Source organism: Hymenobacter sp. HD11105, from assembly GCF_054051685.1.
The window spans coordinates 1-26,024 of sequence record NZ_JBSWBR010000011.1; the positions used below are offsets into that span (position 1 = coordinate 1).

General features: G+C 55.2%; 22 protein-coding genes. 13 read left to right on the plus strand and 9 right to left on the minus strand.

The window, feature by feature from the left end; all coding sequences use genetic code 11:
* Positions 1-88: 88 nt before the first annotated feature.
* Complete coding sequence (locus tag ACW9KT_RS20530; RefSeq protein WP_457083918.1) at positions 89-1,090, minus strand: sugar phosphate nucleotidyltransferase; 1,002 nt, start codon at positions 1,088-1,090, stop codon at positions 89-91.
* Between the two features lie 150 nt (positions 1,091-1,240).
* Here ACW9KT_RS20530 and ACW9KT_RS20535 point away from each other — a divergent pair, with 150 nt between their 5' ends.
* The 3 genes from ACW9KT_RS20535 (at position 1,241) to ACW9KT_RS20545 (ending at position 3,198) form a co-directional block, all read left to right on the plus strand.
* Positions 1,241-1,819: a LemA family protein gene (locus tag ACW9KT_RS20535; RefSeq protein WP_457083920.1), complete on the plus strand. Its 579-nt coding sequence runs from the start codon at positions 1,241-1,243 to the stop codon at positions 1,817-1,819.
* Positions 1,820-1,906: 87 nt separating this feature from the next.
* On the plus strand, positions 1,907-2,362 hold the full coding sequence (locus ACW9KT_RS20540) for a TPM domain-containing protein (RefSeq protein WP_457083922.1): 456 nt from the start codon (positions 1,907-1,909) through the stop codon (positions 2,360-2,362).
* Positions 2,359-3,198 (plus strand): TPM domain-containing protein, encoded by an 840-nt coding sequence (locus tag ACW9KT_RS20545; RefSeq protein WP_457083924.1) that lies wholly within the window; start codon positions 2,359-2,361, stop codon positions 3,196-3,198. Before ACW9KT_RS20540 ends, ACW9KT_RS20545 begins: the two co-directional genes overlap by 4 nt.
* Here the strand turns inward: ACW9KT_RS20545 and ACW9KT_RS20550 are convergent, their stop codons facing one another.
* The gene (locus ACW9KT_RS20550; protein WP_457083926.1) at positions 3,199-3,819 is read right to left on the minus strand and encodes a hypothetical protein; all 621 of its coding nucleotides are present in this window, start codon (positions 3,817-3,819) and stop codon (positions 3,199-3,201) included.
* Positions 3,820-4,152: 333 nt separating this feature from the next.
* Between ACW9KT_RS20550 and ACW9KT_RS20555 the strand changes: the two genes are divergently transcribed.
* From ACW9KT_RS20555 to ACW9KT_RS20570, 4 genes are all read left to right on the plus strand, one after another.
* A complete protein-coding gene (locus tag ACW9KT_RS20555) occupies positions 4,153-7,341 on the plus strand; it encodes a SusC/RagA family TonB-linked outer membrane protein (RefSeq protein WP_457083928.1) in 3,189 nt (1,062 codons plus the stop codon).
* Between the two features lie 60 nt (positions 7,342-7,401).
* Positions 7,402-8,847 (plus strand): SusD/RagB family nutrient-binding outer membrane lipoprotein, encoded by a 1,446-nt coding sequence (locus ACW9KT_RS20560; RefSeq protein ID WP_457083930.1) that lies wholly within the window; start codon positions 7,402-7,404, stop codon positions 8,845-8,847.
* Between the two features lie 200 nt (positions 8,848-9,047).
* Positions 9,048-10,544, plus strand: a complete 1,497-nt coding sequence (locus ACW9KT_RS20565; protein ID WP_457083932.1) for a calcineurin-like phosphoesterase C-terminal domain-containing protein — start codon at positions 9,048-9,050, stop codon at positions 10,542-10,544.
* 92 nt (positions 10,545-10,636) lie between these two features.
* Complete coding sequence (locus ACW9KT_RS20570; protein ID WP_457083934.1) at positions 10,637-11,536, plus strand: glycerophosphodiester phosphodiesterase; 900 nt, start codon at positions 10,637-10,639, stop codon at positions 11,534-11,536.
* A gap of 16 nt (positions 11,537-11,552) precedes the next feature.
* Here the strand turns inward: ACW9KT_RS20570 and ACW9KT_RS20575 are convergent, their stop codons facing one another.
* Positions 11,553-12,191 (minus strand): DUF1684 domain-containing protein, encoded by a 639-nt coding sequence (locus tag ACW9KT_RS20575; RefSeq protein WP_457083936.1) that lies wholly within the window; start codon positions 12,189-12,191, stop codon positions 11,553-11,555.
* Between the two features lie 111 nt (positions 12,192-12,302).
* Here ACW9KT_RS20575 and polA point away from each other — a divergent pair, with 111 nt between their 5' ends.
* Positions 12,303-15,155, plus strand: a complete 2,853-nt coding sequence (gene polA, locus ACW9KT_RS20580; protein WP_457083938.1) for a DNA polymerase I — start codon at positions 12,303-12,305, stop codon at positions 15,153-15,155.
* Positions 15,156-15,291: 136 nt separating this feature from the next.
* Here polA and ACW9KT_RS20585 read toward each other — a convergent pair whose 3' ends face one another.
* Positions 15,292-15,780 carry a hypothetical protein gene (locus tag ACW9KT_RS20585; RefSeq protein ID WP_457083940.1) on the minus strand — a complete coding sequence of 163 codons (489 nt, stop codon included), beginning with the start codon at positions 15,778-15,780 and terminating at the stop codon, positions 15,292-15,294.
* A 152-nt stretch (positions 15,781-15,932) separates the two neighbouring features.
* On the opposite strand from ACW9KT_RS20585, the gene ACW9KT_RS20590 reads away from it, so the two are divergent.
* Complete coding sequence (locus ACW9KT_RS20590) at positions 15,933-16,955, plus strand: YpdA family putative bacillithiol disulfide reductase (RefSeq protein WP_457083942.1); 1,023 nt, start codon at positions 15,933-15,935, stop codon at positions 16,953-16,955.
* Between the two features lie 75 nt (positions 16,956-17,030).
* Here ACW9KT_RS20590 and ACW9KT_RS20595 read toward each other — a convergent pair whose 3' ends face one another.
* The 3 genes from ACW9KT_RS20595 to ACW9KT_RS20605 form a co-directional block, all read right to left on the minus strand.
* On the minus strand, positions 17,031-18,488 hold the full coding sequence (locus tag ACW9KT_RS20595; RefSeq protein WP_457083943.1) for an SGNH/GDSL hydrolase family protein: 1,458 nt from the start codon (positions 18,486-18,488) through the stop codon (positions 17,031-17,033).
* A gap of 23 nt (positions 18,489-18,511) precedes the next feature.
* Positions 18,512-19,765 carry an OmpP1/FadL family transporter gene (locus ACW9KT_RS20600; protein ID WP_457083945.1) on the minus strand — a complete coding sequence of 418 codons (1,254 nt, stop codon included), beginning with the start codon at positions 19,763-19,765 and terminating at the stop codon, positions 18,512-18,514.
* Positions 19,766-19,924: 159 nt separating this feature from the next.
* Positions 19,925-20,728 (minus strand): cyanophycinase, encoded by an 804-nt coding sequence (locus tag ACW9KT_RS20605; RefSeq protein ID WP_457083947.1) that lies wholly within the window; start codon positions 20,726-20,728, stop codon positions 19,925-19,927.
* Positions 20,729-20,924: 196 nt separating this feature from the next.
* Between ACW9KT_RS20605 and ACW9KT_RS20610 the strand changes: the two genes are divergently transcribed.
* The 4 genes from ACW9KT_RS20610 to ACW9KT_RS20625 all read left to right on the plus strand — a co-directional run bounded on the left by ACW9KT_RS20610 (position 20,925) and on the right by ACW9KT_RS20625 (position 25,019).
* Positions 20,925-21,752, plus strand: a complete 828-nt coding sequence (locus ACW9KT_RS20610; protein WP_457083949.1) for an ion transporter — start codon at positions 20,925-20,927, stop codon at positions 21,750-21,752.
* 98 nt (positions 21,753-21,850) lie between these two features.
* A complete protein-coding gene (gene mgtE / locus ACW9KT_RS20615) occupies positions 21,851-23,233 on the plus strand; it encodes a magnesium transporter (RefSeq protein WP_457083951.1) in 1,383 nt (460 codons plus the stop codon).
* 77 nt (positions 23,234-23,310) lie between these two features.
* Positions 23,311-24,222 (plus strand): magnesium transporter CorA family protein, encoded by a 912-nt coding sequence (locus tag ACW9KT_RS20620; RefSeq protein ID WP_457083953.1) that lies wholly within the window; start codon positions 23,311-23,313, stop codon positions 24,220-24,222.
* A gap of 47 nt (positions 24,223-24,269) precedes the next feature.
* A complete protein-coding gene (locus ACW9KT_RS20625) occupies positions 24,270-25,019 on the plus strand; it encodes a hypothetical protein (RefSeq protein WP_457083955.1) in 750 nt (249 codons plus the stop codon).
* 20 nt (positions 25,020-25,039) lie between these two features.
* On the opposite strand, the gene arfB is transcribed toward ACW9KT_RS20625, so the two are convergent.
* Complete coding sequence (gene arfB / locus ACW9KT_RS20630; protein ID WP_457083957.1) at positions 25,040-25,447, minus strand: alternative ribosome rescue aminoacyl-tRNA hydrolase ArfB; 408 nt, start codon at positions 25,445-25,447, stop codon at positions 25,040-25,042.
* Between the two features lie 78 nt (positions 25,448-25,525).
* Positions 25,526-25,960 (minus strand): hypothetical protein, encoded by a 435-nt coding sequence (locus ACW9KT_RS20635; RefSeq protein WP_457083959.1) that lies wholly within the window; start codon positions 25,958-25,960, stop codon positions 25,526-25,528.
* Positions 25,961-26,024: the final 64 nt, after the last annotated feature.

The window sequence follows — 26,024 nt, forward strand, 5'->3', positions numbered from 1 at the left end:
CGCTCCCGCTCTGTATGACCGCTTTTATTTGGTGCTCATTTAGAAAAGCTCAAAAGCAAGCTGGGGGGCAAATTTGCCCCCCAGACCACTAGCTGTAGTTGATTTCCGTGTTATCGCCGATGTTTAGGCTGTGATTTAGGCCACTGAAGGAAGCGTCGCTGCCCACGATGCAATCCTGCATCACGGCGGAGCGCAGCTCGCTGTAAGAGCCGATGATCGAGTCGCTGATGATGGTGTTGCGCACGATGGTCCGGTCGCCGATGGCTACGTTGGGGCCAATGATGGAGTGGCGAATCTGGCAGTCGCGGCCGATGCTGACGGGCGGGATGATAATGGTATCTGGAAACTCGGGATACTCACGGGACGTCAGAAACTCGGGGCGGTTGAGCAGGCGCGCATTGGCTTCAAGCAAGCTTTCCTTGCGGCCGCAGTCAAACCAGTTATCTACCGACGAGGTAGTCATTTCCTCGCCTTCATTGATAAGCAGCATCAGAGCGTCAGTGAGTTGGTACTCATTATGGGTGCGTACTTCATCGGCAATAATGCGCTCCAGGGCTACGGCCAGACGCTCGGGATTAGCAATTTTATACAGCCCGACCAAGGCGTGATTCGACTTCGGAATGCGCGGCTTTTCGACCACCTTCGTCACCTGACCGGTAGCATCCGTCTCCACCAGTCCAAACATGGAGGGCGTTTTTACTTCTTTCACGGCCAGCACTGTGCCGTGGGTCTGGAGCAGTTGGGTTAAGTCAACGTCCACGATAGTATCGCCGAGCAGAATGAGAATGCCGTCGGTTTCGTGGCGAAAATGCTCGCGGGCCACCCACAAGGCGTGACCAATACCTTCACGGGGCTCCTGTACCACAAACTCGGTGCGCAGATTGGGGTACTGACGCCGAACGTAGCTCTCGATTTTTTCACCCAGATACCCAATCACGAACACAAAATCTTCGATGCCTGCAGCCACCAGCCGGTCGATAATATGCCCCAGAATCGTATTACCCGCCACCGGTACCAGCGACTTGGGCTGGGTATGCGTGTGGGGGCGTAAGCGCGAACCAATACCAGCAACAGGAATAACAGCTTTCATAAACGACATACGTGGCATAAGACCGCAAAATAGTAATTCGAGCGGCAGTAACTCTAAAGACAACCGCTAAGACAGGTTTCCGTACTTTGCTCAGCGCATATTTACTATATATGCACTGTCACAACCTATCTCTTCCTCTTCCTTACCCCTATGAAACGTTTTTTTCTTTATTTGTTCGGTTTAATTGTGCTGCTCACGCAATCGTCGTGCGGCTACAACGGCATGGTGCAGCGCGATGAAGCCGTGAAAGCCCAGTGGGGCAACGTGCAGAACGCCTACCAGCGCCGCGCCGATTTGATTCCGAACTTGGTGAACACCGTGAAAGGTGCCGCCAACTTCGAGCAGACCACGCTTACCAACGTAATTGAGGCCCGTGCCAAGGCAACCAGCGTGCAGCTTTCCGCCGATCAGCTTACGCCCGAAAACATTCAGAAATTTCAGGCTGCTCAAAGCCAACTAAGCAGTGGCCTGGGTCGTCTGCTGGCTGTGTCGGAGAACTACCCAGAGTTGAAGGCAAACGCCAACTTTCAGGAATTGCAGGCGCAGATTGAGGGCACCGAAAACCGTATTAACGTGGAGCGCAACAAGTTCAACAACGTCACCAACGATTACAACGGCTTCATTCGGCAGTTTCCAAACAACCTGTTCGCGGGCGTATTCGGCTTCTCCTCAAAAGGCTACTTCGAAGCGGATCCTGCTTCTCAGAAAGCCCCTACAGTACAGTTTTAATACAGCGCGCAGGGCTTCGTGCAGGGGTTTATGCTTTGCTACTACCCCTAACACGAAGCCCTACGCACCTCGTACTAAGCACTTATTATGAACAACCCTCTAACCCCGGAGCAAGAAGCGGCGCTGGTAGCGGCTATTCGCCAAGCCGAAATCAAAACGTCGGGTGAAATTCGGGTACACTTGGAAGACACCTGCCCTACGCCCGAGCCCCTGGATAGGGCTGCGCAGGTGTTTGCTGAGTTGAATATGCACCGCACTGCTCAGCGCAACGGGGTGCTTTTTTATCTGGCTTGGGAAACGCGCCGCTTCGCCGTCATTGGCGATGTAGGCATAAACGCGGCCGTGCCCGACGACTTTTGGGAAACAACCAAGGAAACCGTGATTAGGCATTTTCGCGCCAACGACTACGTGACCGGCCTGGAAAAAGGCGTGCGTATGGTGGGCGAGCAGCTCCAGCACTTTTTCCCCTACGATGCGGCCACTGACCGCAACGAACTCGACGATTCTATCTCTTTTGGCAAACCGACGCCCCCGCGCGCATGAGGCAGCTCTCCCCTTCGGCCTTCTGGCGAATCTTTGTTCCCTGCTTGGTATTGTGGCTGGCCGTGGCCGGAATTTGCCCCTCAGCCCTCGCCCAAAATTTGCCCCCCAGGCCCAGTCCGCCCCGGCTGGTAAATGACCTCGCCGGCATGCTGCGCCCCGATGAAGTAGCAGCGCTGGAAAATAAGCTCGTCGCCTACAACGACTCCACGTCCTCCCAGATTGCCGTCGTGACCATTCCCACGCTCGGCGACTACGAGCTGGCCGACTATGCTCAGCAGCTCTACGAGGCCTGGGGAATTGGCCAGAAAGGCAGCAACAACGGCATCCTGATTCTGGTGGCGCAAAAGGAGCGCAAAGCCCGCATCCAGACTGGCTACGGCCTGGAAGGCGCCGTGCCCGATGCCATTGCCAAACGTATTATCACGAATACCGTCGCGCCGGCTTTTCAGCAAGAGCGCTACTACGACGGCCTTAATCGGGCCACCGATCAGCTTATTGCTCTGGCAAAAGGCGAGTACAAAGCCGACCCAGTTGCTCGCCGTACCCGCAGCAGCGACAACAGCGGCTCCGGCTGGACCTTCTGGATTATTATTGGGGTGTTGGTGTTGTTTCTGCTGATGCGCAACCGCGGCGGCGGCTCCGGTGGCCGACGCAGCCGGGGCTTTGGTGGCATGGGCGTGCCTCCCATTATCTTCGGTGACTTCAGCGGCGGCCGCGGTGTATTTGGTGGCGGTGGAGGTTTTGGAGGTGGCTTCGGCGGAGGCGGTGGCGGCGGTGGTTTTGGCGGCTTCGGGGGCGGCAGCTCAGGCGGTGGCGGGGCCAGCGGCAGCTGGTAGCTACTGCGCCTGCTCGGTGCCGCCCGGCACCACCTGCTTATATACCGACAGCTCATAGAATGGGCGCAGCAGCTGAATAACGTCCAGGGCATCAGCTACGGCTTCGTGGGCTACTGTGTCGTCTTCAAACTTTGCGCGCGCCTTGCAGATGCTCATCGTTGGCAGGCGCGAATCCTTATTCCAATTTAAGTAAAATGCGGCCGGGTCCAGCATAGCGGGCTCGGCGCGCACTAAATTGCCGTAGCCCGGCAGCTCACGCAGAAAGCCTAAGTCGAAAGAGGCGATATTCTTGCCGGCCATAGTCACGGTTACGCAATCGTGCTTATCGGCTTTGAATCCTTGGGCCAGCAAAAACTCGCGCAATTGGGGCAGAAGTTCGTCTGGGGGGCAAATTTCCGGGTTGGGTTCTTTGCGCGCCAACTCTTCTAACAAGCGGGCATTCAGAGCCAGCGCCCCGGCGGTGCCTATGTACTCATGGTGGCGCACCGCGCGCCTAAACACGGGCAGTTCGCTGAGTGGCCGGGGCCGCTTGGTGTCTTCTACCACGGCTGCCAGTTCCAGAATCTGGTGGCGCTGAGGCTTGCCGCCGGTGGTTTCGAGGTCGAGGGAGATATAGCGCATACTGCAGAAATCAGGCTTAGCGGCTTTGAGTAAAGGAAACTGACTTTGAAACGTACGCAGAGCAGCAGGTGCTGTATGTTTTTGACCTTAACATCTTCTTCATAGTTAGTACCTGAGCAATCTTGGCTTATTGCCCCGAGCATTGGTATGCTCTTGCTTTATAACCGACAGTGTACCATATGGTAACAGCTCAGCAGGCAGATTTGCTGCTGTTATGGCTGCGTTAAGCAAGTCCTGCTTTTCTCTGCTTCAGCATACAATATCATAGCCTTGGGGTAATATTTCAGTAACAGCGTGCTGGTAGTTTTGCACCCACAACAACCATCCAACACCATGTTACACAGTTACTTCGCCCGAGCTGCCAAGCTCGGTGCGACGGGTCTTCTTGTGCTTTTTTGGAGCATCAGTGCCTTCGCACAATCTCAATCTGTTTCGGGAACTGTGACCGACGACCAAGGTCTAGGACTGCCAGGTGCTACCGTCATCGTGAAGGGTACGACTACGGGCACCTCCACCGATCCGGAGGGCGCTTACACTCTCAATGTAAGCCCCGATGCCGTGCTGGTAGTTACCTACATCGGCTACCTCACTCAGGAAGTGCCCGTGGGGGGCAAAACCCAAATCAACCTGCGCCTCTCGCCCGACGCCAAGCAACTCAACGAGGTGGTGGTGACGGCCCTCGGTATTGAGCGCGAACAGAAAGCGCTAGGTTATGCTGCCCAAACGATCGACGGAGAAGCATTGCTGGAAGCTCGGCCCAACAACTTTGCTCAGGCTTTATCGGGCAAAGTGGCGGGCCTGAACCTGGTTTCGGCGGGTTCGGGACCGGTAAACTCCACCCGCATTACGCTGCGTGGCGACAACTCCCTGAACCCCAACGGCAACAATGCCCTAATCATTCTGGATGGCGTGCCTATGAATAGCGGCCTGACCAGCTCGGGCGTGGGCAGCGCTTACGGCGCGGGCTCCGGCAACGACGTACCCGTAGACTTCGGCAACGGCATTGCCGATATTAACCCCGATGATATTGCCAGCATCACGGTGCTAAAAGGAGCCAGTGCCACAGCCCTTTATGGTAGCCGCGCCGCCAATGGAGCCCTGATTATTACTACCAAAACTGGCTCGCGCAAAAAGAAAGGCTTAGGCGTAACGGTGAACAGTAACTCCAGCATTAACACCGTGCTGCGGTGGCCCGAATATCAGTATGAGTACGGCCAGGGTACAGGGCGCTCCTTTAACGCCGCCGGCGAGCCTTACTACTCCTACGGCGCCTCGCCCGACGGGGCCAGCACGGGCGGCACCAGCAGCGCCTTCGGGCCCCGCTTCGATGGGCAAGAGTACTTCCAGTACGACCCCGTAATCCAAGCTCAGTCGGCGGAACGGCTGCCTTGGGTGCCTTATAAAGACAACATTAAAGGGTTCTTCCGCACTGGCTCTACTCTCACCAACAGCGTAGCCTTGGAAGGGGGCAACGAAACCAGCTCGGCACGCGCCTCCATCACCCACTCCAAGAACAAGTGGATAATGCCCAACACAGGGTATGAGCGGCTAACGGCGGCCCTCAGCGTGAACCATAATATCACGGATAAGCTGAAGCTGGGGGGCAAAGTAAACTTTACCAACCGCACCAGCGACAACCTGCCCGCCACTGGCTACAACAACCAGTCGCTGTCGTACTTCATGATTTTTCAGAACCCGAACGTGCCGCTCGACGCGTATCGCACCATCTGGAAAAACGGCTTCGATCAGATTGACCAAGTGCACCCGTTCAGCACCTTTATCGATAACCCTTACCTGATTGCTCAGGAAATGACCAACGCCGTGACGACGCGCACGACGGTGGGCAACGTGTCGGGTACTTATGAGTTTTCGCCTAAGTTCAGCCTGCTGGCGCGCTCAGGTATTAGCATGAGCCAGGAGGCCCGCGAGATGCGCCGCCCTTATAGCACCGCCAACTTCCAGCGCGGCTACTACAAGCAGCAGGATATCAGCAACTACGAAGTAAATACCGACGCCCTACTGACTTACCACGAGCAACTAGGCACCCACTTCGACCTGCGCGCCTCGGTGGGGGGCAATATTATGAACCGGCGATTTCGGGGAATTGACGGCGTGGTGGAAGGCTTGGTAATTCCGGGCGTGTACAAGCTGACCAATGGTCTGAGCAATCCGCTACTTACCAGCACCACCACGGCCCGCCGCATCAACAGTCTTTATGCCCTCACATCGTTTTCCTACGACGACAAGATTTTCATTGATCTGACCGGGCGTAATGACTGGTCGAGCACGCTGCCAGCTCAGAACAACTCGTTCTTCTATCCTTCTATCAGCTCCAGCTTTATTCTGAATGAGCTTCTGCCTATGCCCTCTTCCATTTCGCTGGCTAAAGTGCGACTGTCGGCGGCGCAGGTGGGCAACGATACCGACCCTTACTACACCCGCAAGTACTACGGTCGCAGCGACTTTCCGGGCGCGGGCTCAGTGCCAACGACGCTCTTCAACCGGGATTTCAAGCCCGAAATCACAACCAGCTACGAGGCCGGCGTGCAGTACCTCATGTTTCAGGGGCGCCTAGGAGCCGACGTGACGGTGTACCAAAATACCACCCGCAACCAGATTCTGGAGGTGCCCATCGACCCTACCACGGGCTACAGCCGCGCGCTGCTCAATGCTGGTGAGGTGCGCAACCGGGGCGTGGAGGTAGTATTCAATGCCCAGCCTATCGACAACAATGCCTTTAAGTGGAAAACCACTACCACGTGGTCGCGCAACCGCAACAAGGTGCTAAGTTTGGCCGAGGGCCTGGATGATCAGCAGGTAATTGGCACCGGCGGCACGGCCACTATTATGGCTACGGTAGGTGGCACCACCGGCGACATCTACGGCTTCGGCTTCGAGCGCGCCCCCGACGGGCAGATTATTTACAACAAGGACGGCCTGCCAGTGCAGCCCGCCGCCATCAAGTTTATCGGTCGGGCCTACGCCGACTGGCGGGGGGGCTTTTTAAACGAGTTCAGCTACAAAAACTTCCGCGTGAGCGCACTGCTCGACGGGCAGTACGGCGGCATCATCTATTCCCAGACTCACCACAAAATGAGCGAGCAGGGCAAGCTAAAATCGACGCTGCCGGGCCGCGAAGAAGGCTTCATCATCGGGGAAGGCGTGGTAGTCAATGCCGACGGCACTTACTCGCCTAATACCAAAGAGGTGATTCCGGCCGCGTACTACGCTGAGTACTACCGCCGCGCCAACATCGAGTCCAACTCGTTTGATGCCTCTTACCTGAAGCTGCGCGAAGCTCGCATTGAGTTCACGCTGCCAGCCGCTCTGCTGGCCCGCACCAAAGCCCTGAGCGGGGCCACAATTGGCCTCTATGGTCGCGACTTAGCCATGTGGACCAGGTTCCCCATTTTCGATCCGGAGACGGCGGCCCTGAATGGCGGCACGCTGCTGCCCGGCGTGGAAATCGGGCAGTTGCCTTCCACCCGCACCATGGGCGTGAACCTCACCCTTCAGTTTTAAGCCACCAGGAGCCTGAAAAAGCCCCCCAGTCGGCCATTTCCTTTCTGACTTTCTTTTTCGATGAAAAAATTCGTTGTTCTGCTGCTGCTCAGCTTAGGCGGCAGTATGGTGTCGTGTACCGATGGGTTTGAGGAGTTGAATCTAGACCCCAACCGCATTGAGAGAATTAGCCCTGGCACGCTGCTCAATCCGATTGTGTACAGCATAGCCACTTTCAATACCAGCCGCGCCGACGCATTCACCTTCGATATTATGCAAGTGGCCTTGCCGTTTCCGAGTGTATCGGGGGGCGTGCATCGCTACTTGGTCAGCGAAAGTGCCGGCAACTCTACCTGGACCACGTATTACCGCTGGCTGGCTAATATCCGGGAAATGCGCTTGGCAGCCGAGGCGGCCCAAGACCCCAACTACGAAGCCATAGCCCTCACGCTCAATGCCTGGGCGTACGCCAACCTGACCGACTGCTTCGGCAACATTCCCCAGACCGAAGCCAGCCGGGCTGAGGACGGCATTCTGTATCCCGTATTTGATTCTCAACAGGAGATTTACACCCGCCTGCTCGACGACCTGGAAACAGCCAACGGCTTGTTTGATGCCACTCGTACCATGAGCTACGGCAGCGACCTGTTGTACAACAACAGTGTGCCTAACTGGCGGCGCTTCTGCAACTCGCTGCGCATGCGCCTCCTATTGCGGGTATCCAAGCGCCCTGAGATGAATGCTCCAACCCAGTTGGCGGCCATGATCAATGACCCGGTGAAGTATCCGGTGTTTACTCAAAACAGCGAAGCCGCCATCCTGCGCCTTACGGGCGTCACGCCCAACGTATCGCCCTGGGGCCGCGCTATTGACTTTACCACCTTCCGCGCCGCCGCCGAGTTCTTTATCGACAACCTCAATACTTGGGCCGACCCCCGCTTGTCCAGGTTCAACACCCAGGCCAGAACCCAGAACGGCAGCACCACCATTGGCTACAAGGGCATTCCGAGCGCCTACGCGGGCAGCGACGCGCAGTTTCAATACCAGCCTTCCAATTTCAACGTGGCTTTGGTAACTGCTACGGCCGCCGCTCCCATGCCCTCGGTGCTAATGACGTATGCCGAGGTAGAGTTGATCAAGGCAGAAGCCGCCCAGCGTGGCTACACCACCGCCGACGCCCGCACCCATTACGAGCGGGGCGTAAAGGCAGCAGTGGAGCAGTGGGGGGCAGTTTTGTCGGCTACTTACTTCCAGAATCCGGCCGCAGCCTACAACGGCACCTTGGAGCGCATTATGCTACAGAAGTACTACGCGCTGTTTTTCAACGATTACCAGCAGTGGTTTGAGTACCGCCGCACGGGGCTACCCCGCTTGCCTCGCGGCCAGGATTTGCAGAACGGCGGCATCATGCCCGTGCGCTTTAAGTACCCTCTGGTGGTGCAAACAAACAACGGCCCCAACTATCGCGCGGCCGTGGAAGCCATGGGCGGCGACGACGTGAACACCAAAGTATGGTGGGAAAAATAGCCCCCAGCGCTTTTTTAAGAGCTGCCAGATTTTAATAGAACGTCATGCAGAGCGGAGCGAAGCATCTCGCGTGCTGATGTAAGGTTAGTAATCTAATGGCGCGAGCGAGATGCTTCGCTTCGCTCTGCATGACCACCTTTTGGTTTTCTGGTCACTCAACACCTGTAAACTGCTACTCTTCTTTCTCTTAACTCCTCACAATGTCTCAGCTAAGACGGACTTTTCTTAAATCAATTGGCTTGGCGGGCCTGGGCGTAACGCTGGATTGGAATACTGGCCTAGCCAGCCCGAAAGCGCCCCGTGCGCTTGGGGAAGAAAATACCATCACCACGCTCAGCGGTAAAGTACACGCTCAGGGTCAGGGAATTGCGGGCGTGGCCGTGACGGATGGCCTCCGCGTAACGCTTACGGATGCTAAGGGGCAATATTCTCTGGAAAGCAGCGGAGCGGCCGAGTTTGTGTACATCTCGGTGCCGCGGGGCTACGAGTTTCCGCACGAGCACGGCATGGCTCGCTTTTATCGGCGCAAAGAGGCCGTGCGGGGCCGTTTCAAGGCCGACTTTGAGCTGCGCAAGCTTAGCCAAGACGACACCCAGCACAACTTTATCGTGTGGGCAGATCCGCAGATGATTTCCAAAGCCGACGAGTTCAAGGCCACGGCCGTGCCCGACACGCAGAAGCTAGTGGCCAGCTATGGCGCGGGCACGTTGTTTCACGGCATTGGCTGCGGCGACTTGGTGTGGGATCATTTCGAGCTGTTTGAGGATTACCAGCAGGGCGTGACCAGCACCGGTATTCCCTTCTTTCAGGTGATCGGTAACCACGACATGGACCTCACCGCCCGCACCGATGAGGGCTCCGCTGATACGTTCAAAAAGCTTTTCGGCCCCACTTATTATTCTTTCAATCGGGGCGAAATTCACTACGTAGTGCTCGATGACGTGTTTTTCATTGGCACAGCCAAAAAATACATTGGCTACCTAACCGAGCGGCAACTGGCGTGGCTGGAGCAAGACCTGGCTCACGTGAAGCCGGGCACTACGGTGGTGGTGAATATGCACATTCCGCCTTACACCCGGCAGCACCTGCGCAACAAGGAAAAAGAGGAGCCGATGGGGGGCACAGTAGCCAACCGCAAAGAGCTGTACCGCCTGCTCAAGCCCTACAAAGCCCATATCATGTCGGGACATACCCACTTCAATGAGGTACTGCAAACGGAGGAAAACATAGTAGAGCACGTCCACGGCACCGTATGCGGAGCGTGGTGGACGGGCCCGATTTGCACCGATGGCACCCCCGGCGGCTATGGAGTGTACGAGGTGCGCGGCAGCGAGCTGAAGTGGTACTACAAGGCGCTGGGACAGGAGCGTAGCCATCAGTTTCGCATGTATCCTAAAGGCAGCTTGCCGGAGCGCCCCGAGGCCATGGTAGTAAACGTGTGGAACTGGGATGCGGCCTGGAAAGTGGCTTGGTTTGAGGATGGAGTGCGTCGGGGCGACATGCAGCAGTACACCGGCCTCGACCCCCTATCCGTGCAGCTCCACGCTGGCCCTGCCCTACCCGCCAAGCACAAATGGGTAGACCCAACGCTCACCGAGCACCTGTTTGTGGCTAATGTCTCGGCCGGCACCAAGGAAGTTAGAGTAGAAGTCACCGACCGGTTTGGGCAGGTGTACACGGATATCCTGTCGGCTTAGTTTCGCATCATTGCTTTTTATGAATAGTGCTCACTCCGCAGTGCAGGGTTGTTACCTTGGGCTGCGGAGTATTGTATGTTGCCTGTTTTGTTATGCCCAAGTCCCTGCCTTTCCTCTTCTGCCTGCTTCTTGTCTTGGCTACGGTCTTTAGCGCTACTGCCCAAAGGGCACCTCTCGATCGGCAGGGCCACCGCGGGTGTCGGGGCTTGATGCCGGAGAACACCATTCCAGCTATGCGCAAAGCTCTAGACCTAGGCGTGACGACGCTGGAAATGGATGTACTGGTTAGTCAGGACAATCAGGTCTTCCTCTCCCACGACCCCTACATGAATCCGGACTTTGTGCTCACGCCCGACGGCCAGCCTATTGCCCCGGCCGATGAGCACAAGCACCGCCTGTACGCCTTACCCTACGCCGAGATTCGGCGCTACGACGTGGGCAGCCAGGGCAACCCTAAGTTTCCACGTCAGCAGAAGCTCCGCACCTATAAGCCCCTGCTGGCTGAGGTCATTGACTCGGCCGAAGCCTACGCCCGCCTCAAAAAGCTCCCGCCGCCGCGCTACAACATCGAAACCAAAACTACCCCGGCCAGCGACGGTACTCTCCACCCTCAGCCTGCGCAGTTTGTGGAGCTATTGCTAGCGGTGGTGCAGGCCAAGGGCATTCAAAGCCGGGTTATCATTCAGTCATTCGACCCGCGCACCTTGGAAGTCGTGCACCGCGCCCAGCCTACCTTATCCACCGCTTTGCTAGTAGCGAATATAAAGGGCCTAACAGCCAACTTAGAGCAGCTCAGCTTCCGCCCCAGTATCTATAGCCCCAGCCATCAACTGGTAACGGCGAAGCTGGTAGAAGCCTGCCATCAGCTTGGTATCCAAGTCATTCCCTGGACCGTAAATTCCGCCGCCGATATTGCGCGCCTCACCAAGCTGCAAGTAGACGGCATCATCACAGATTACCCCGACTTATTTGCCCCCCAGCCCACGCGCTAAGCTGGGCAAATGGGTGTTAATGGTCGCTCATGACGCCGGCCGCAATAGCAACCGGTAGACGGTTTTCGGCAGGTGGCACCGGGCAGGAATATGGCCCCCCGTAGGCGCAAAAGGGATTATAAGCGCGGTTGAAATCCAGCACAACTTGCCCCTGCTGAATCTGCCCGATGCGCAGGTCGAGGTAGCGGCCGCCACCGTAGCTAGTGTGGCCGTTAGTTTGGTCAGTGAAGGGTACGAACAGATAATCCTGGTAGCCTTCGCGCTGGGTTAACTCTAGGTTTTGATAAATGGTAAGCTTGAGCTCTTGGCCATTCAGGGTGAAGTAAGCGTCGCCGTATTTGCGGTACATCGGGCGCCGGTCGGTGCTGGTTACCATAGCGAAGGGCGCCGCTAAGGAGTCGCGCACGAAGCGGGCTTGTACGCGGGCAGCGTAGTTGACAGGGAAGAACGGCAGGCTCTTGAATTTCTTCCGCACCTCCACCGGCAGCGGCGACTCGGCGGGGTTGCGGTACTCGGCGTTCAGTTCCCGCTGAAACTCAGCTACCAGCTTAGCGTGCTCAGCCGTCGATATAGCCGCGCTGACGGTGGTTGCTTGAGCCAGTAAGCTGCTCAGGGGCAGCAAGCCTAAAAGTATCAGAAGCCAGATCCGTTTCATGGCGGAAAGTACAGCAACTTTTGCGGACCATTTCTATCATTGTCGGAACACAGCGGAGCCTGGCGCGTTTACTCCATACGCTTGCTCCCTACCGCTTGTATATTCGCCTCCATGACCGAGACTACCGCCCCCGTCACCCCCAAAAAACTCTTCCTCCTCGACGCTTTTGCCCTGATCTACCGCGCTCACTTTGCCTTCAGCAAGAACCCGCGCATCAACTCCAAGGGTATGAATACGGGCGCCGTGCTTGGCTTCACCAACACGCTGGTAGAAGTGCTGCAAAAGGAAAAACCCACCCACCTCGGCGTGGCCTTCGATGCCCAGAAAAAGACGTTTCGCCATGAGAATTTCGCCGAGTATAAGGCTCAGCGCCAAGCTATGCCCGAGGATATCGGCACGGCCATTCCCTACATCAAGCGCATCATCGACGCCTTCAACATCCCGATTCTGATGGTGGATGGCTTTGAGGCCGACGACGTGATTGGCACCCTGGCTCAGCGGGCCGAAGCGCAAGGCTTTGAGGTGTTTATGATGACGCCCGACAAAGACTACTGCCAGCTCGTTACTGAGAAAATCAAGATTTACCGGCCCGCTTTCATGGGCAACGCCGCCGAAGTGCTGGACTTGCCTCACGTACTCCAGCGTTTCGAGATTGAGCGCGTAGAGCAGGTGACGGACATCCTGGGCTTGCAGGGCGACGCCTCCGACAACATTCCCGGTATTCCCGGCATCGGCGAAAAGACGGCCAAGACCCTGATTCAGAAGTACGGCTCCGTGGAGCAGCTCATTGCCCACGTAGACGAGCTAAAAGGCAAGCAGCAAGAAAACGTGCGCAACTTCGCCGAGCAGGGATTGATGAGCAAGGAGTTGGCGACGATTCACGTGAATGTGCCCATCCCATTCGAGCCCGACGCGCTGCTAATGGGTCCGCCCAACGAGGAGCAACTGCGGTCTTTGTTCGATGATCTGGAGTTTCGGCAGCTCGCGGCGCGGGTACTAAGCGGCGGCGCACCTGCCACTTCCACGCCTTCGCCCCGGGCGCGGCGTGCGGCGACTGGGGGGCAAATTGCCCTGTTTGGCGCGCCGGCCGCTACGGCTACGGCCGAGGGCGATGAGGAGGATGAAAATTTGCCCCCCGCTACCAAGCGGACCCTAGCCGATGTGCCCCACCAGTATCATTTGGTGGATACGCCGGCCATGCGCAAGTCTCTGCTGAGCTTCCTGATGCAGCAAAAAGAAGTCAGCTTTGATACTGAGACGACTGGCTTGGATACGATGACTTCCCGGCTAGTAGGCTTGTCGTTCTGCTACCTGCCCGGTGAGGCATATTACGTACCTGTTCCCCACGATGATACGGCCGCGGCCCAGGCTATTGTCGACGAGTTTCGGCCCTTCTTGGAAAGCGAAACCATCGGTAAGATCGGCCAGAACATCAAGTACGACCTCACCATCCTGAAGCACTACAACGTGCGGGTGCGCGGGCCGCTGTTCGATACCATGCTGGCCCACTACCTGCTGGAGCCCGACATGCGCCACAACATGGACATCTTGGCCGAGACCTACCTGCACTACACGCCGGTGTCGATTCTGGAACTTATCGGCCCCAAGGGCAAAAACCAGAAAACCATGGCCGATTTGCCCCCCAGCCAGGTCGCCGATTATGCCTGCGAAGACGCCGACGTGACCTTGCAGCTCAAGCACGTATTCGAGCCGAAGCTGGCTAAAGTCGGCTTACTCAAGTTGCTGAACGAAGTCGAAAATCCGCTGGTACCGGTGCTAGCCGATGTGGAGTACGAAGGCGTGCGCATCGACAGCTCGGCCATGGGCGAATACTCAGCCGAGCTGCAAGGCTACGTGACCGAGCTGGAGCAGCAGATTTTTAAAGCTGCCGGCCAAGAGTTCAACATCGGCTCCCCCAAGCAGTTGGGCGAAGTGCTGTTCGACAAAATGCAGCTCGGTGGCGGTAAAATCAAGAAGACGAAAACCGGCCAATACGCCACCGGCGAAGAGGTACTGAGCGTGCTGGCCATCGATAACCCCGTGGCCGCGCTTATTCTGGAATACCGCCAGCTCACCAAGCTACGCTCAACCTACGTAGAGGCGCTGCCGCAACTGGTATGTAGCCTTGATGGTCGCGTGCATACCTCTTTCAACCAGGCAGTAACTGCCACCGGCCGTCTGAGCAGCACCAATCCCAACCTTCAAAACATTCCGATCCGGACTGAGAAAGGCCGCGAAATTCGCAAAGCCTTCGTGCCCCGCGATGCCGACCACCTACTCGTCGCGGCCGATTACTCCCAGATTGAGCTGCGCATCATGGCCGACTTTAGCAAGGACGCCACGATGATTGAGTCTTTCCGTCAAGGCATTGATATTCACAGCAGTACGGCCAGCAAAGTGTTTCATGTGCCGTTATCGGCCGTGGACGGCGAGATGCGCCGCCGAGCCAAGACGGTGAACTTCGGTATTATTTACGGCATCAGTAGCTTCGGTTTGGCTCAGCGTCTGAGCATTTCCCGTAAGGAAGCCACTGAAATCATTGAAGCCTACTTTGAGGAGTTTTCGGCCGTGAAGCGCTTCATGGATGAGAGCATCAATAAGGCCCGCGAGTTGGAATACGCCGAGACCCTACTCGGTCGCCGCCGCTACCTGCGCGACATCAACTCGCGCAACGCTACCCTACGTGGCTTCACCGAGCGCAACGCCATCAACGCGCCCATCCAAGGCACCGCCGCCGACATCATCAAAATTGCGATGATCCGCATTCACGACTGGCTGGAGCAGGAAAAGTTAGGCACCAAGATGATTCTGCAAGTACACGACGAATTGGTGTTCGACGCGCCCAAGGAGGAAGTTGAGTATATCATTCCTCACATTAAGGAGCTGATGATAAACGCGTTGCCGCTAAGCGTGCCAATGGAAGTGGAAGTAGGCACGGGAAGCAACTGGTTGCAGGCGCACTAAATCCCTTATATAACAAAGAGCACCTTGCTTCTCGCTGAATGTACGAGAAGCAAGGTGCTCTTTGTTATATAAGGGATTTACTGAACTCGAGTGAATACGACTCTATTTGTCATAATTGAATCCTGACGTTGGCCTATTACGTGAGTAGATCTAAAACTAAATTCACTTGGTTCATTTGAATAATAGTGTAAGAACCAGTGACTGCTTGTACAGTAGGTAATGCACTTACCCCCGCCCCTAGCCTATCGTACCCAATGAATAGCATGCTTTGATCGTCAGTAATCTTCCACGTCCCCCATTCTATTGTTTGCCCCCCTCCCCACACATCACTGATATTTAAGGCGCATGCTCCTGGTTCAGTACTCCATGTCACCTTACTACTGGGGTCAAAGGTAATTGTACTCTTACCCAAGCATGGCGTTGAAGAATTTGGTGAAAATGACTTGAAAAAGTCATGTGTAATTTTAGCCGCACCATTCTTTGCGCTCAAATCGAACGTATAAGCAGTCATACGCCAAGTGCTATCACCTAATGTAGTCATTTGGCGAGATGGCGAAACCTTCTCCTTTGAGCAAGAGATAAATAAACCACTTACAAGCAGTGGGATCAAAAAATAACTTTTCATGTTTTAATACTTAAGAGACGTAAATATTGTTAAAAGAGGTGATTGCTAATCTCTCATAGCAATCACCTAACTGCTTTATGCAAGCGAATATTGTGAATACTCTATAATAATTACATTTAACAATATTAGCCTTTAGATTTTAAGACTTTACTATGATTGCTAATACTAGCACTTTCTATGATGTTGTCGTAATTGGCGCGGGACCAGTAGGCCTAGCCTGCGCTATTGAGGTGCAGCGTCGTGGCTTGTCGGTTTGCGTGGTCGATAAAGGTGCCTTGGTCAACTCTATTGTGGGTTACCCCACTAACATGGAGTTCTTCTCAACGCCCGAGCTGCTCGAAATTGGCGGTTACCCCTTTCCAACCAGCGGATACAAGCCTCTGCGCGAGGACGCTTTGGATTATTACCGTCGCGTAGCTCTGGCCGAGAAACTACCCCTGCGTTTGTATGAGCGCGTACTAGGACTGGAAGGCGAAGCTGGCTCCTACGAGTTGCTGACTAACCTGGGCCGTATTCGGGCGCAAGCCGTGATTGTGGCTACCGGATTCTTTGACGTACCAAATAAGATGAATGTGCCCGGCGAAGACCTGCCCCACGTAAGTCATTATTATAAAGAGCCCTATGCGCACGTCGGGCAGTCGGTTGTTGTAGTGGGGGCCAAAAACTCATCGGCCAAAGCGGCGTTGCAGCTGGCCCGCGCCGGCGCCGATGTGACGCTGGTCGTGCGCAGTGCAGCCATTGCCGACTCGGTGAAATACTGGATTCGGCCCGACTTGGTGAACCGCATTTCCGAGGGGCGCATCAAAGCATTGTTCAACACTGCTATCATGGCTATTCGGCCCGGTGAGGTAGATGTGTTGACTGAAAATGCCCCCCAGACCTTGCCCGCAAGCTTTGTGTATGCGCTCACCGGCTACCGCCCCGATTACAGCTTGCTTGCTGCCTTAGGCATTGATACACAGCCCGACGCGGCCCGCACTCCCTGTCATGACCCTGAGACATTCGAAACCAACCGCGCTGGCGTGTACTTGGCTGGTACCGTATGTGGGGGGCTAAATACCAGCCGTTGGTTTATTGAAAACGGTCGGTATCACGCGGCTGTCATTGCGGCACATCTGGCGGGCCAGGCGGCGCCGGCGTTACCGCCCGTGCTACAGCAAGTGCAACTATCGTAGCGTAGGCAGAATGCATAGAACAAAAAAGCCTCTCCTGTATAGGAGAGGCTTTTTTGTTCTATAACCTAAAGCAATTTACGGGAACTGAACACCCCGGTAATCATTAGGATTAATCGTCGGTACAGAGGCTCCGTACTGCTGGTTGATGATGCGGATCATCTCGTTGGCTACGATAGCGTAGCCGCGGGGAGTGAGGTGGACGCCATCTAGGGAGAACAGGTTACCAGTAATGAACTGAGCCGTATTGTTTATACCGTTCGTTACGATGCCGTTGGTAGCTACGCGGGCGAAGAAGCCGTTAACATCAAATACCGCCAACCCTTTAGCGGTAGCTTTTGCTGTAATTGCGTTATTGAAGGAAGTAGTAGCATTACGTACTAAAGTCTGCTCTGCATCATCCAGTACAAAGGCACTTGGAATAGGATTGCGTGGATCCGTTCCGAACGTTTGAAGCGTGTCGATGCCATAAGCGACTAGAAATGCAGGGAAGGCCGCTGCAGGGCCACCACTCTGCCCATATACAAAACGCCAAGCCCGACCGGTACGCTGATTCAGCAAGCCAAGAAACGGCGAAGAAGTCAGAGTAAACAGTTGGCGACCTACACCATCAGCACCACGAATGTCAGCGGTTGTGATCTGTCTACGGTTGGTAGAAGTCGGCCCACCTATAGCCGATCCTGTCTGAATTACGATAGCAGGTACACCGTTTGGCAAACCCGGCTGCGGAGTCTGCAACGTAGCTTTGAACGATGGACCTACTGTAGTGAAGAACGGAATGTTGGTAACATCCGGAATAGTAGCAACTATGCCTTTTGCATTACCTGCTGTGAGCGCATCAATGAGCGCGTTATTATTGTTCGTAAAGGTGTTTACAGCTGTTAGCGAACTGGTTGCAGCAGTACTTGCACCACCCGATGTTGCGTAGCCTAATACGTCGTTATTACCTAGCCAAGCACTGAAGAAAGTAGGCTGAGAAGCCGCAACGCGGGCTAAATAAGTTTGCGTAGCCTGAGCATCGGGAGTAATACGCTCGAATAGAGGATTACCCTGTGTGCTACCGTAACCAGCTGTTTGAATATCCGCCATGCGAATGCCGGGTACTCCCAAGTTATTGATCGGCTCGGTAAACTTAGTATAGAGTGGGCGGGCGGCCGTGGCACCTGCACGCAGAGCTAGCTCAGTAGTAACAGATGCGGTGATAGGGTTTCCAGTAGCAGTAAAGCCCGTCAGACGCAAGTAGCCGGTACCATTGCGTTGCGCTTCCGTAAAGAGTGGCTGTACAAACTCGCCACCGCCTACGGCACGAAACTGCTGCGCTAGCAAAGCGGGATACGAATTTAGCTGTCCTTCTCGGTACAAACCACCATCTGCTTGTCCAGCGGTCAGGGAGTTACCTACAGCAATGTAGCGCGAGAAGTCCGCGGTGCCACTGCTGGGCTTGATGTCTTCTTCCAAATCGGGCTGGCAGCCAGTGAGAGCCAACCCAAGCAGCGCCAGGAAAGGAGCGGATTTAGTAAACAGTTTGGAGATCATATAGATACAAGCAAGGCAAAGAGTTAGAAAGAGTAATTCAGGCCGATACCAGGAATTACAATATTGGTTTTGTAGGTACCTGCTACCCGGTCCTGCGTGCCATTAGCTACCAGCTGGCTTTGCGTCTGGCTGCGCTTGGCAATGCTTACAAACTGAGTGGAGAAGTCTACGCCGAACTTGCCGAAGGCGTAAGAAGCACCGATAGTACCACTAACGCGGTTCGCGTCAGGCGTCTCAGGCGTTACGTATCCATCACGCACCGGCGACTCATCATAAGCACCACCGGCACGTACCGTCAGGCCTTCGGTAAGTTTGTATTGCCCACCTAAACGGAATGTAAGCGCATCCTCGTAGTTGCGCTTTGATACGCTGGTGTTGGAACCGTTGATAGGATCAGCAAAATTGAATTGCAGGCTCTTATACTTGCTCCACTCAGCGTAGTTTACATCAAGGCCGATAGTCAGCTTCTCAGTAGGCATGAAACCCAGACCGATGCTGGTGGTCGCAATCAGGGGAAGCGTAGCGCTAAACTTGGTATTGGGGAAACGAGCAGCAAATACCGACTGAGGGTCAATGCCGGTGAACGTCACGTCGCCGTCTTTTACTTCGGCGTCAATCTTAGAGCGGTAGTTTATACCCAGGCTAAATTTCTCCGAAGGCCGGAACATAACGCCGGCGTTGAAACCGACTTTACGTTCGGCTTCGCCATCCAACTCAATGTGACCAAAAGAGTTAGGCAAGGGCACATCGCGCTGCAAGTTCACGGCTCCATAAGCCAGCACCGTGAGGCCTGCTCCTACGCTGATTTTGTCTGTGATAGCATAGCTCACGGTAGGCTGCACATATACAGATACAAGTTCGATCTCGGTCAGGGCCGTGCGACCTTCCCAACCCTCAGCGTACTTCAGCGTGCTGCCAAAAGGCGTGTAGACGGCAATACCTGCCCGAAACTTTCCTTCTGCCGGACCAAAGCTCGCATACAGGTTGAAAGGCGTAACCACCGAATTGCGCAGCTCACGCTGAGTATTTCCTCCTTCAGCCACGAAAGCCGAGCGGGCAAACGTAGCGTTAACTCCCACCTGTACACCTCGCTCGCGGACAAAAGCCAGCGCACCTGGATTATAAAACATGGCAGCTTGGTCGAGTGATAAGCCGACACCGACGCCGCCCATACCATTGTTTTTCTGCCCGGCCAGCGTCACCTGATAGCCACCCGCCGAGGCCGCCGTACCCGTAAGTAGCGCACCACCCACGAGGAGTAGAGATTTAAACTTCATAAAAAAAGAGGAATGAGTGAGAATTTGGGGTTATCGGGTCTAAATGTAAGTAGAAAAATCAACCATTAGTAGGCGTGCCGAACAGTTAATATTGGAATAATATCTTTCTGTTAATTGCCCCCAGCTGTTCCTTGAGGCTTACCAATGGTAGCGCATTGTTCAAGCAGCCACTACTTGTCGCTTTTGTAGGTTCAGGCGCTGCCCGCTCACCAGCACATGCACGCGCAAATCTTGGGCCGCAACGGGCTCGCCGCGCCCAATGCGCCCTAAGTTACTGCCGTGCAGATGCTGTCCATCGACCACCATCACAACGCCGTCACCAAAAACTTCTGCTTCGTGCCCGCTTCGCACGATAATACCCGTCTCTTGACCTAAACCCAGGCCCAGCCGAGTAGGATGCTGCACCACCGCATGAGCCAAGCGGCCAAAGCGCCCTCGCTCAGCAAAGTGCTGATCTAGGTACACTTGGCCTAGTAAACCCAAGCCGCTGGCCGTGCGCAGGCCGCCTTTGGTAAGCGAGCGGGCCCCGTAGCCTTCTACAATCATACAATCGGGGAGTACGGCGGCGCCAGCACTAGTGCCGGCTACGATAAAGGCCGCATCGTGGCGGTAGCGGTCGGCGAGTACGGCTAAGGCGCGGGTTTGCTGCCAAAACTCGGTGATGCGCTCCTGGTCGCCGCCCGTAAAGAAAACTAGGCTAGCGCGCTCCAGTCGCTTCAGGTTTTCGGGGGTGTCGGCTGGATGGCGCTCATCTACTCGCAGGTGGTGCACCGATTGGCAGCCCAGATCGCGCAAGCTATCCTGGTAGCCCCGGCTGCTGCGCCCAGGGTTGCTAGAGGCCGTAGTCACAATTTCAACAGTGGCAGCGGGCGAGGGCAGCATATCGGTAAGCATGGCTAACATGGCGTCGTCGTCGCCACCGCCCAAGGCTACTAGAGTTCCGAGAGGTAGTTTTTTGGGCATAAACCGAAGATTATAAGAGTTTTATTTAGTAAGTGCAGCAGTGGCCCAGGGGGCTTTTCCTAGATTCGACATCTACTTTGGAGACCTAAGCAAGCAGCCCGGATCAAATGTTAGGTCCTGCTACCTACGTTAACTTGACCAGATAGAGGGCGTATTGATTGACAGTTAGTTATTCGCTCACGTTTTCGTCCTTGTTATGCCCTCCGATTCTACCTCTTCATCCGAAAAAGATCAGCTTCAGCACGAGCGGAACGAACTTCTCGAGCAAATCACCGACTGGTTGGAAACGCCTATGCTGGTGTTGGGTTTCATTTGGCTGGCTTTATTAGGCGTCGAGCTGATTTGGGGGCTTTCGCCGGCGCTAGAGCTGCTAGGTACAGGTATATGGGTCATCTTTATTTTGGATTTCCTGCTCAAGCTGTGGTTGGCGCCACACAAATGGGCGTTTATTAAAGCTAATGTTATTACACTGATTTCGTTGCTAGTGCCAGCCCTGCGGCTGTTTCGGCTGGCGCGAGTGGTTCGTGTATTCCGTGCAACCCGCGCCGTGCGCGGGCTACGGCTCGTAAAAGTGGTAGGCTCACTGAACCGCGGTATGCGGGCTTTGTCCAGTACGTTTGGGCGCCGGGGTGCCGGGTATGTGGCCGCCCTCACCGGAGTCGCTTTATTTCTAGGTGCTGCGGGCATGTATGCTTTCGAAAACCAAGTTAAAGGCGGCTTTCACTCCTACGCCGATGCGCTGTGGTGGACGGCCATGCTACTCACTAGCCTAGGTAGCGAATACTGGCCCCAAACCCTGGAGGGCCGAACCTTATGCTTCCTGCTGGCATTATATGGCTTTGCAGTATTTGGCTACTTCACGGCTACGCTGGCCTCTTTTTTCATGGGGCGCGACGCCGAAAGCCCCGAAGCCGAGCTGGCCGGTGCGGCCCAAGTGGCGGCTCTGCACGCCGAGTTGCGACAGCTGCGCCAAGAGCTGCGTGCTGTTCAGCTCCCGCCCCCACCCAACACCCTGCAGAATTAGCGGACTGCTGGCGGCAGAGCGGGTTTTTTAGGCTAATTTTGGGGGCCTATTTCCAACCAACTCACCCTTGCCTAGCGAAGCACTCCTCTTAGTCGTTCATGAATCAGCATCCTACCACCGACCAGATTACGTCCCTGATTCAGGAGGGCGAATTTTTTAAGCTCAAGGAACTGCTCAAGAAGTTTGAGCCAGCCGAAGTGGTAGAGCTTATTGAAGAGGAAGAAGAACGCGAACAGCTGATTATTTTTCGCCTCTTGCCTTTGCAATTGGCTACTCAGGTATTCGAGTACCTCGACATTGATGTGCAGCGGCATTTTCTGGCCAATCTTAGTCAGGATAAAATCTCGGATATTCTAAACGAGATGTCGCCGGATGACCGGACGGCCCTGCTGGAGTTTTTGCCCGACGACTTTGTAAAGGAGCTGATTCAGACTTTGTCGGAGCCCGAGCGCAAGGTAACGCTGGAGCTGCTGGGCTACCCCGAGTACAGCGTGGGCCGCCTGATGACGCCCGATTACATTGCCATCCGCGAGAGCTGGACGGTACAGCAGGTGCTCGACTACATTCGGCGGCACGGGGGGCAATCTGAGACGCTGAGCGTGCTGTACGTAACCGATGAGCGCGGTGTCCTTATCGATGACATTCGCATTCGGGAGTTTTTGTTGGCTGATCCCAGCAAGCGTGTGAGCGAATTGATGGACCGCCGCTTTGTGCACCTTCAAGCCATGCAGGACCAGGAGGAGGCTATTGAGGTATTTCGCAAAAATGACCGGGTGGCCTTGCCTGTTGTCAATGATGATGGCGTGCTCTTCGGCATCGTGACCATTGACGATATTCTGGACATCCGGGAAGAGGAAGACACCGAAGACATTCAGAAGCTTGGTGGCTCTCAAGCCCTCGACGAGCCTTACCTCAGCATTCCTCTCATTGGCATGGTGCGCAAGCGGGCTGGCTGGCTTGTCATTCTGCTTATCGGCGAGATGTTTACGGCCACGGCCATGGGTTTTTTTGAGGAAGAAATAGCCAAAGCTGTCGTACTGGCCCTATTTATTCCACTTATCATCAGCGCGGGCGGCAACGCGGGCTCTCAGGCTACCTCCCTTATTATTCGGGCTATGTCATTGGGCGAATTGAGTATAAGCGAGTGGTGGCGGGTTATGCGCCGCGAGTTGGCTACCGGGCTCATGCTGGGGGGCATTTTGGGTTTAGTAGGCCTTCTGCGTATCCTACTCTGGTCGCGGCTCTATCCGGCTGAATACGGTGAGTACTATTGGCAGATAGGGTTTACCGTCGGCTTTTCCCTCGTAGGTATTGTGCTGTGGGGCTCATTGTGCGGGTCTATGCTGCCCCTGCTGCTTAAGCGCTTGGGCGCCGACCCAGCTACCTCATCAGCACCTTTCGTGGCTACGCTGGTGGACGTGACGGGTTTGGTAATCTATTTCTCTTTTGCCCTGCTGTTTTTGAGCGGCACCCTACTTTAGGCCGTATTAAGTGGTCCGCAGCCGATCGTTGCCCACGCCAGCGCCGTATGCTGGCCTAAGGTTTCTTTCTAGGGCTTATGACTGAACAACTGATCACTCAAAAGGAAAGCCAGTTCGACTGGCTCGATATTACTAATCCAGGCACCGGCGAGCTTCAGGCTATAGCCGAGCAGTACGATTTGCCCGATTCGCTGGTTCTCGACTGTTTGGAGGCCACTCACTTACCGAAGTTCGAAACCAGTAACGGCCTGAATTTTATTATTCTGCGGGTATTAGTCACGCCCGAGTATAGCGAAGCTGACACTATTCAAGAGTTGAGCACCAAGATTGCCATCTTCTACACCGCCGATTACCTGATTACCGTTCATCGGCGGCCGCATCCTGTGCTTGGTGAACTGAAAGATGTAGCCTGTAACCGCGACCAAGGGTGTAGCTCACCGGCTGAGGTGGCGATTCACATTGTGCGCTATGCCCTCAATAGCTACGTTAAACCGGCCCATATTCTTACCCGCCAGCTCGACGACTACGAGGCGGATATTTTCCTGAAGCGCGAAGTACCCAATACGTTGCAGGGCCTTTACTTTCTGAAGCGCAAAGCCTCAGCGGCCAAGCAGCTCCTGCTGCTCACTCGCGACATCCTGACCATGCTGCGGCGCCAGTCGGCTACCGATGATGCCAACCTCATGCAGGACACCCAGGATTTGCAAGTGAAAGTGGAGACGCTTTATCAACAGCTCGACGGCGCGGCCACCAACTTGATGAACCTGTACCTGTCGTTGAACTCGCAACGTACGAACGAGGCTATGCGCGTACTGACGGTGTTTTCGGCCTTTTTCCTGCCCCTGACTTTTATTGCCGGCGTCTACGGGATGAACTTTGAGTACATGCCCGAGCTAACCTGGAAGCTAGGCTATCCGGGCGCCATGGCAGCCATGGTGCTCATATCCGTGGGTATCTATTTTTGGTTTAAGCGCAAAGGCTGGATTTAATACGGCCTTAAAGTTTCTCCTTTGGCGAATACCCTAAGCAAGCTCTAATGCCGCTTTTTACGCTTCTGCGCCAAAACCCATGTTCACGCCTCTTTCTGCTGGCTGGAATTTTAGGAGACGGCTTATTGGCGAGTTGCGTGGCGGTAGGGCGGCTGGAAAAGCTGGAAGCTGACGATTATCGGCTTTTCAAAACGAACGATCCTGCCTTACAGGCAACCGCAGGAAAAGAAAGGGCTTTCTATGTAGAGCAGAATCAGGATTCGCTCCACTTTAGTGTAAAGTCAAAGGAGAGCGGATCAAGCACTACAATGCATCGGTTCAGCTATCCCGTGCGCCGAGGAAAGCACGTTATTCTCTTAAAAAGCAAGTTTGACCTAGACGTATTTACCATCCCTTTCAAGGCGCGTCCACCGCGGGGGCGTGTTCCGGTGCAGCTCAATACGAATTTCAACGCCGCGCTTTATTTCGGGCGACGCCTAGATTTTTACCATGTGAACAGCCACCTGCAACTGGCCGACCAACAAACACCTAAGGTGCGCACTGTAGGCTTAGGCTACGGACTATTTACGGGCCTAGGCTCCACGATTATCAACCCCGATGTAACCAACCAGCAAAGCCGCGTACCTGAGTACGAGGGTTTTGTGGTGCACGCGGGGGCGGCGGCCATTTACGATGCGCGCGTCTTCAATTTAGGTCTCGCGGTCGGGGCCGATCAACTGCTGGGCCCCGATGGCCGCCACTGGATATATCAGCGCAAGCCGTGGTTTGGGATATTGTTTGGACTGGACATCAACTAGCTCCTTCCTAGACGTTCGGCTTACAGATCAAGCCGACGATTAGCTTTCTTTTCACTGTGCTTTTTCTTGGTTTCCAGGCGTTTGCGCACGGCGCCTTTACTGGGCTTGGTGGGTTTGCGGGCTTTGGGCTTGTGCAAAGTCCGCTTGAGCAGGTCGTGAAACTTCTGGAGGGCGATTTCCTTGTTGCGGAGCTGACTACGGTCTTCCTGGGCCGTGATTAATAAATAGCCTTCCGAGGTCAGCTGCTTCTCCAGTTTTTGCAGCAGTGTTTGCTTTTGCTCCTCCGTGAGCAGCAGAGAAGAAGCCACGTGCCACCGCAGCTCCACCCGCGACTCTACTTTGTTTACATTTTGCCCCCCAGGCCCGCTGCTGCGGCTGGTTTGCACCTGAAGCTCAGACAAAAAATGGTCGGCGGGAGGGAGAGTCATTTAAAAAATTAACAGTTAGCATTAACAATCTGATGCGGAATAGACTGATGTGATACTCGGTGGATAAGCTAATAAGGGCTATTTAATTAGTCGCCACAACATAAAGCCCAACAACGCCAGTCGTGCTGTCCAGGCTAGCGTGCGCAGCCAGTTGGTACGCACCAGCCCATCGATGGCAATGTAGTCGAAGCCCTGGGCGAGGCGGTTGTGGAAGGGCACGGAGATGAAGAAAGTCACGGCCCAGATAATCAGCACCAGCGCCAAGCTCCACAGCACATTGCCCCCCAGCGCCCTCCCCTGCCACGCCAGCCACGCGGCCAGGCCTAGTTCCGCTACCATCGGCGCCATCACCACCCAGCCCATGCGCGTGGAGTGGGCCCGGTGGAAATCCACAAACTTATCGGCGCTTACCAAGGCGAAGCTGGGATAATGCACAAGCTGTATCGTCCAGATAAGGCCAGTGAGGTAAGCCGCCAGGGCAAAATTGAGCAGAACAAGTAGCTTAAGGGACATAGCAACCCAAGGTACGCGCCGAAAGCAGAAACGTGACGCTCAGCCCGCAGAATGAAGCGTGCAA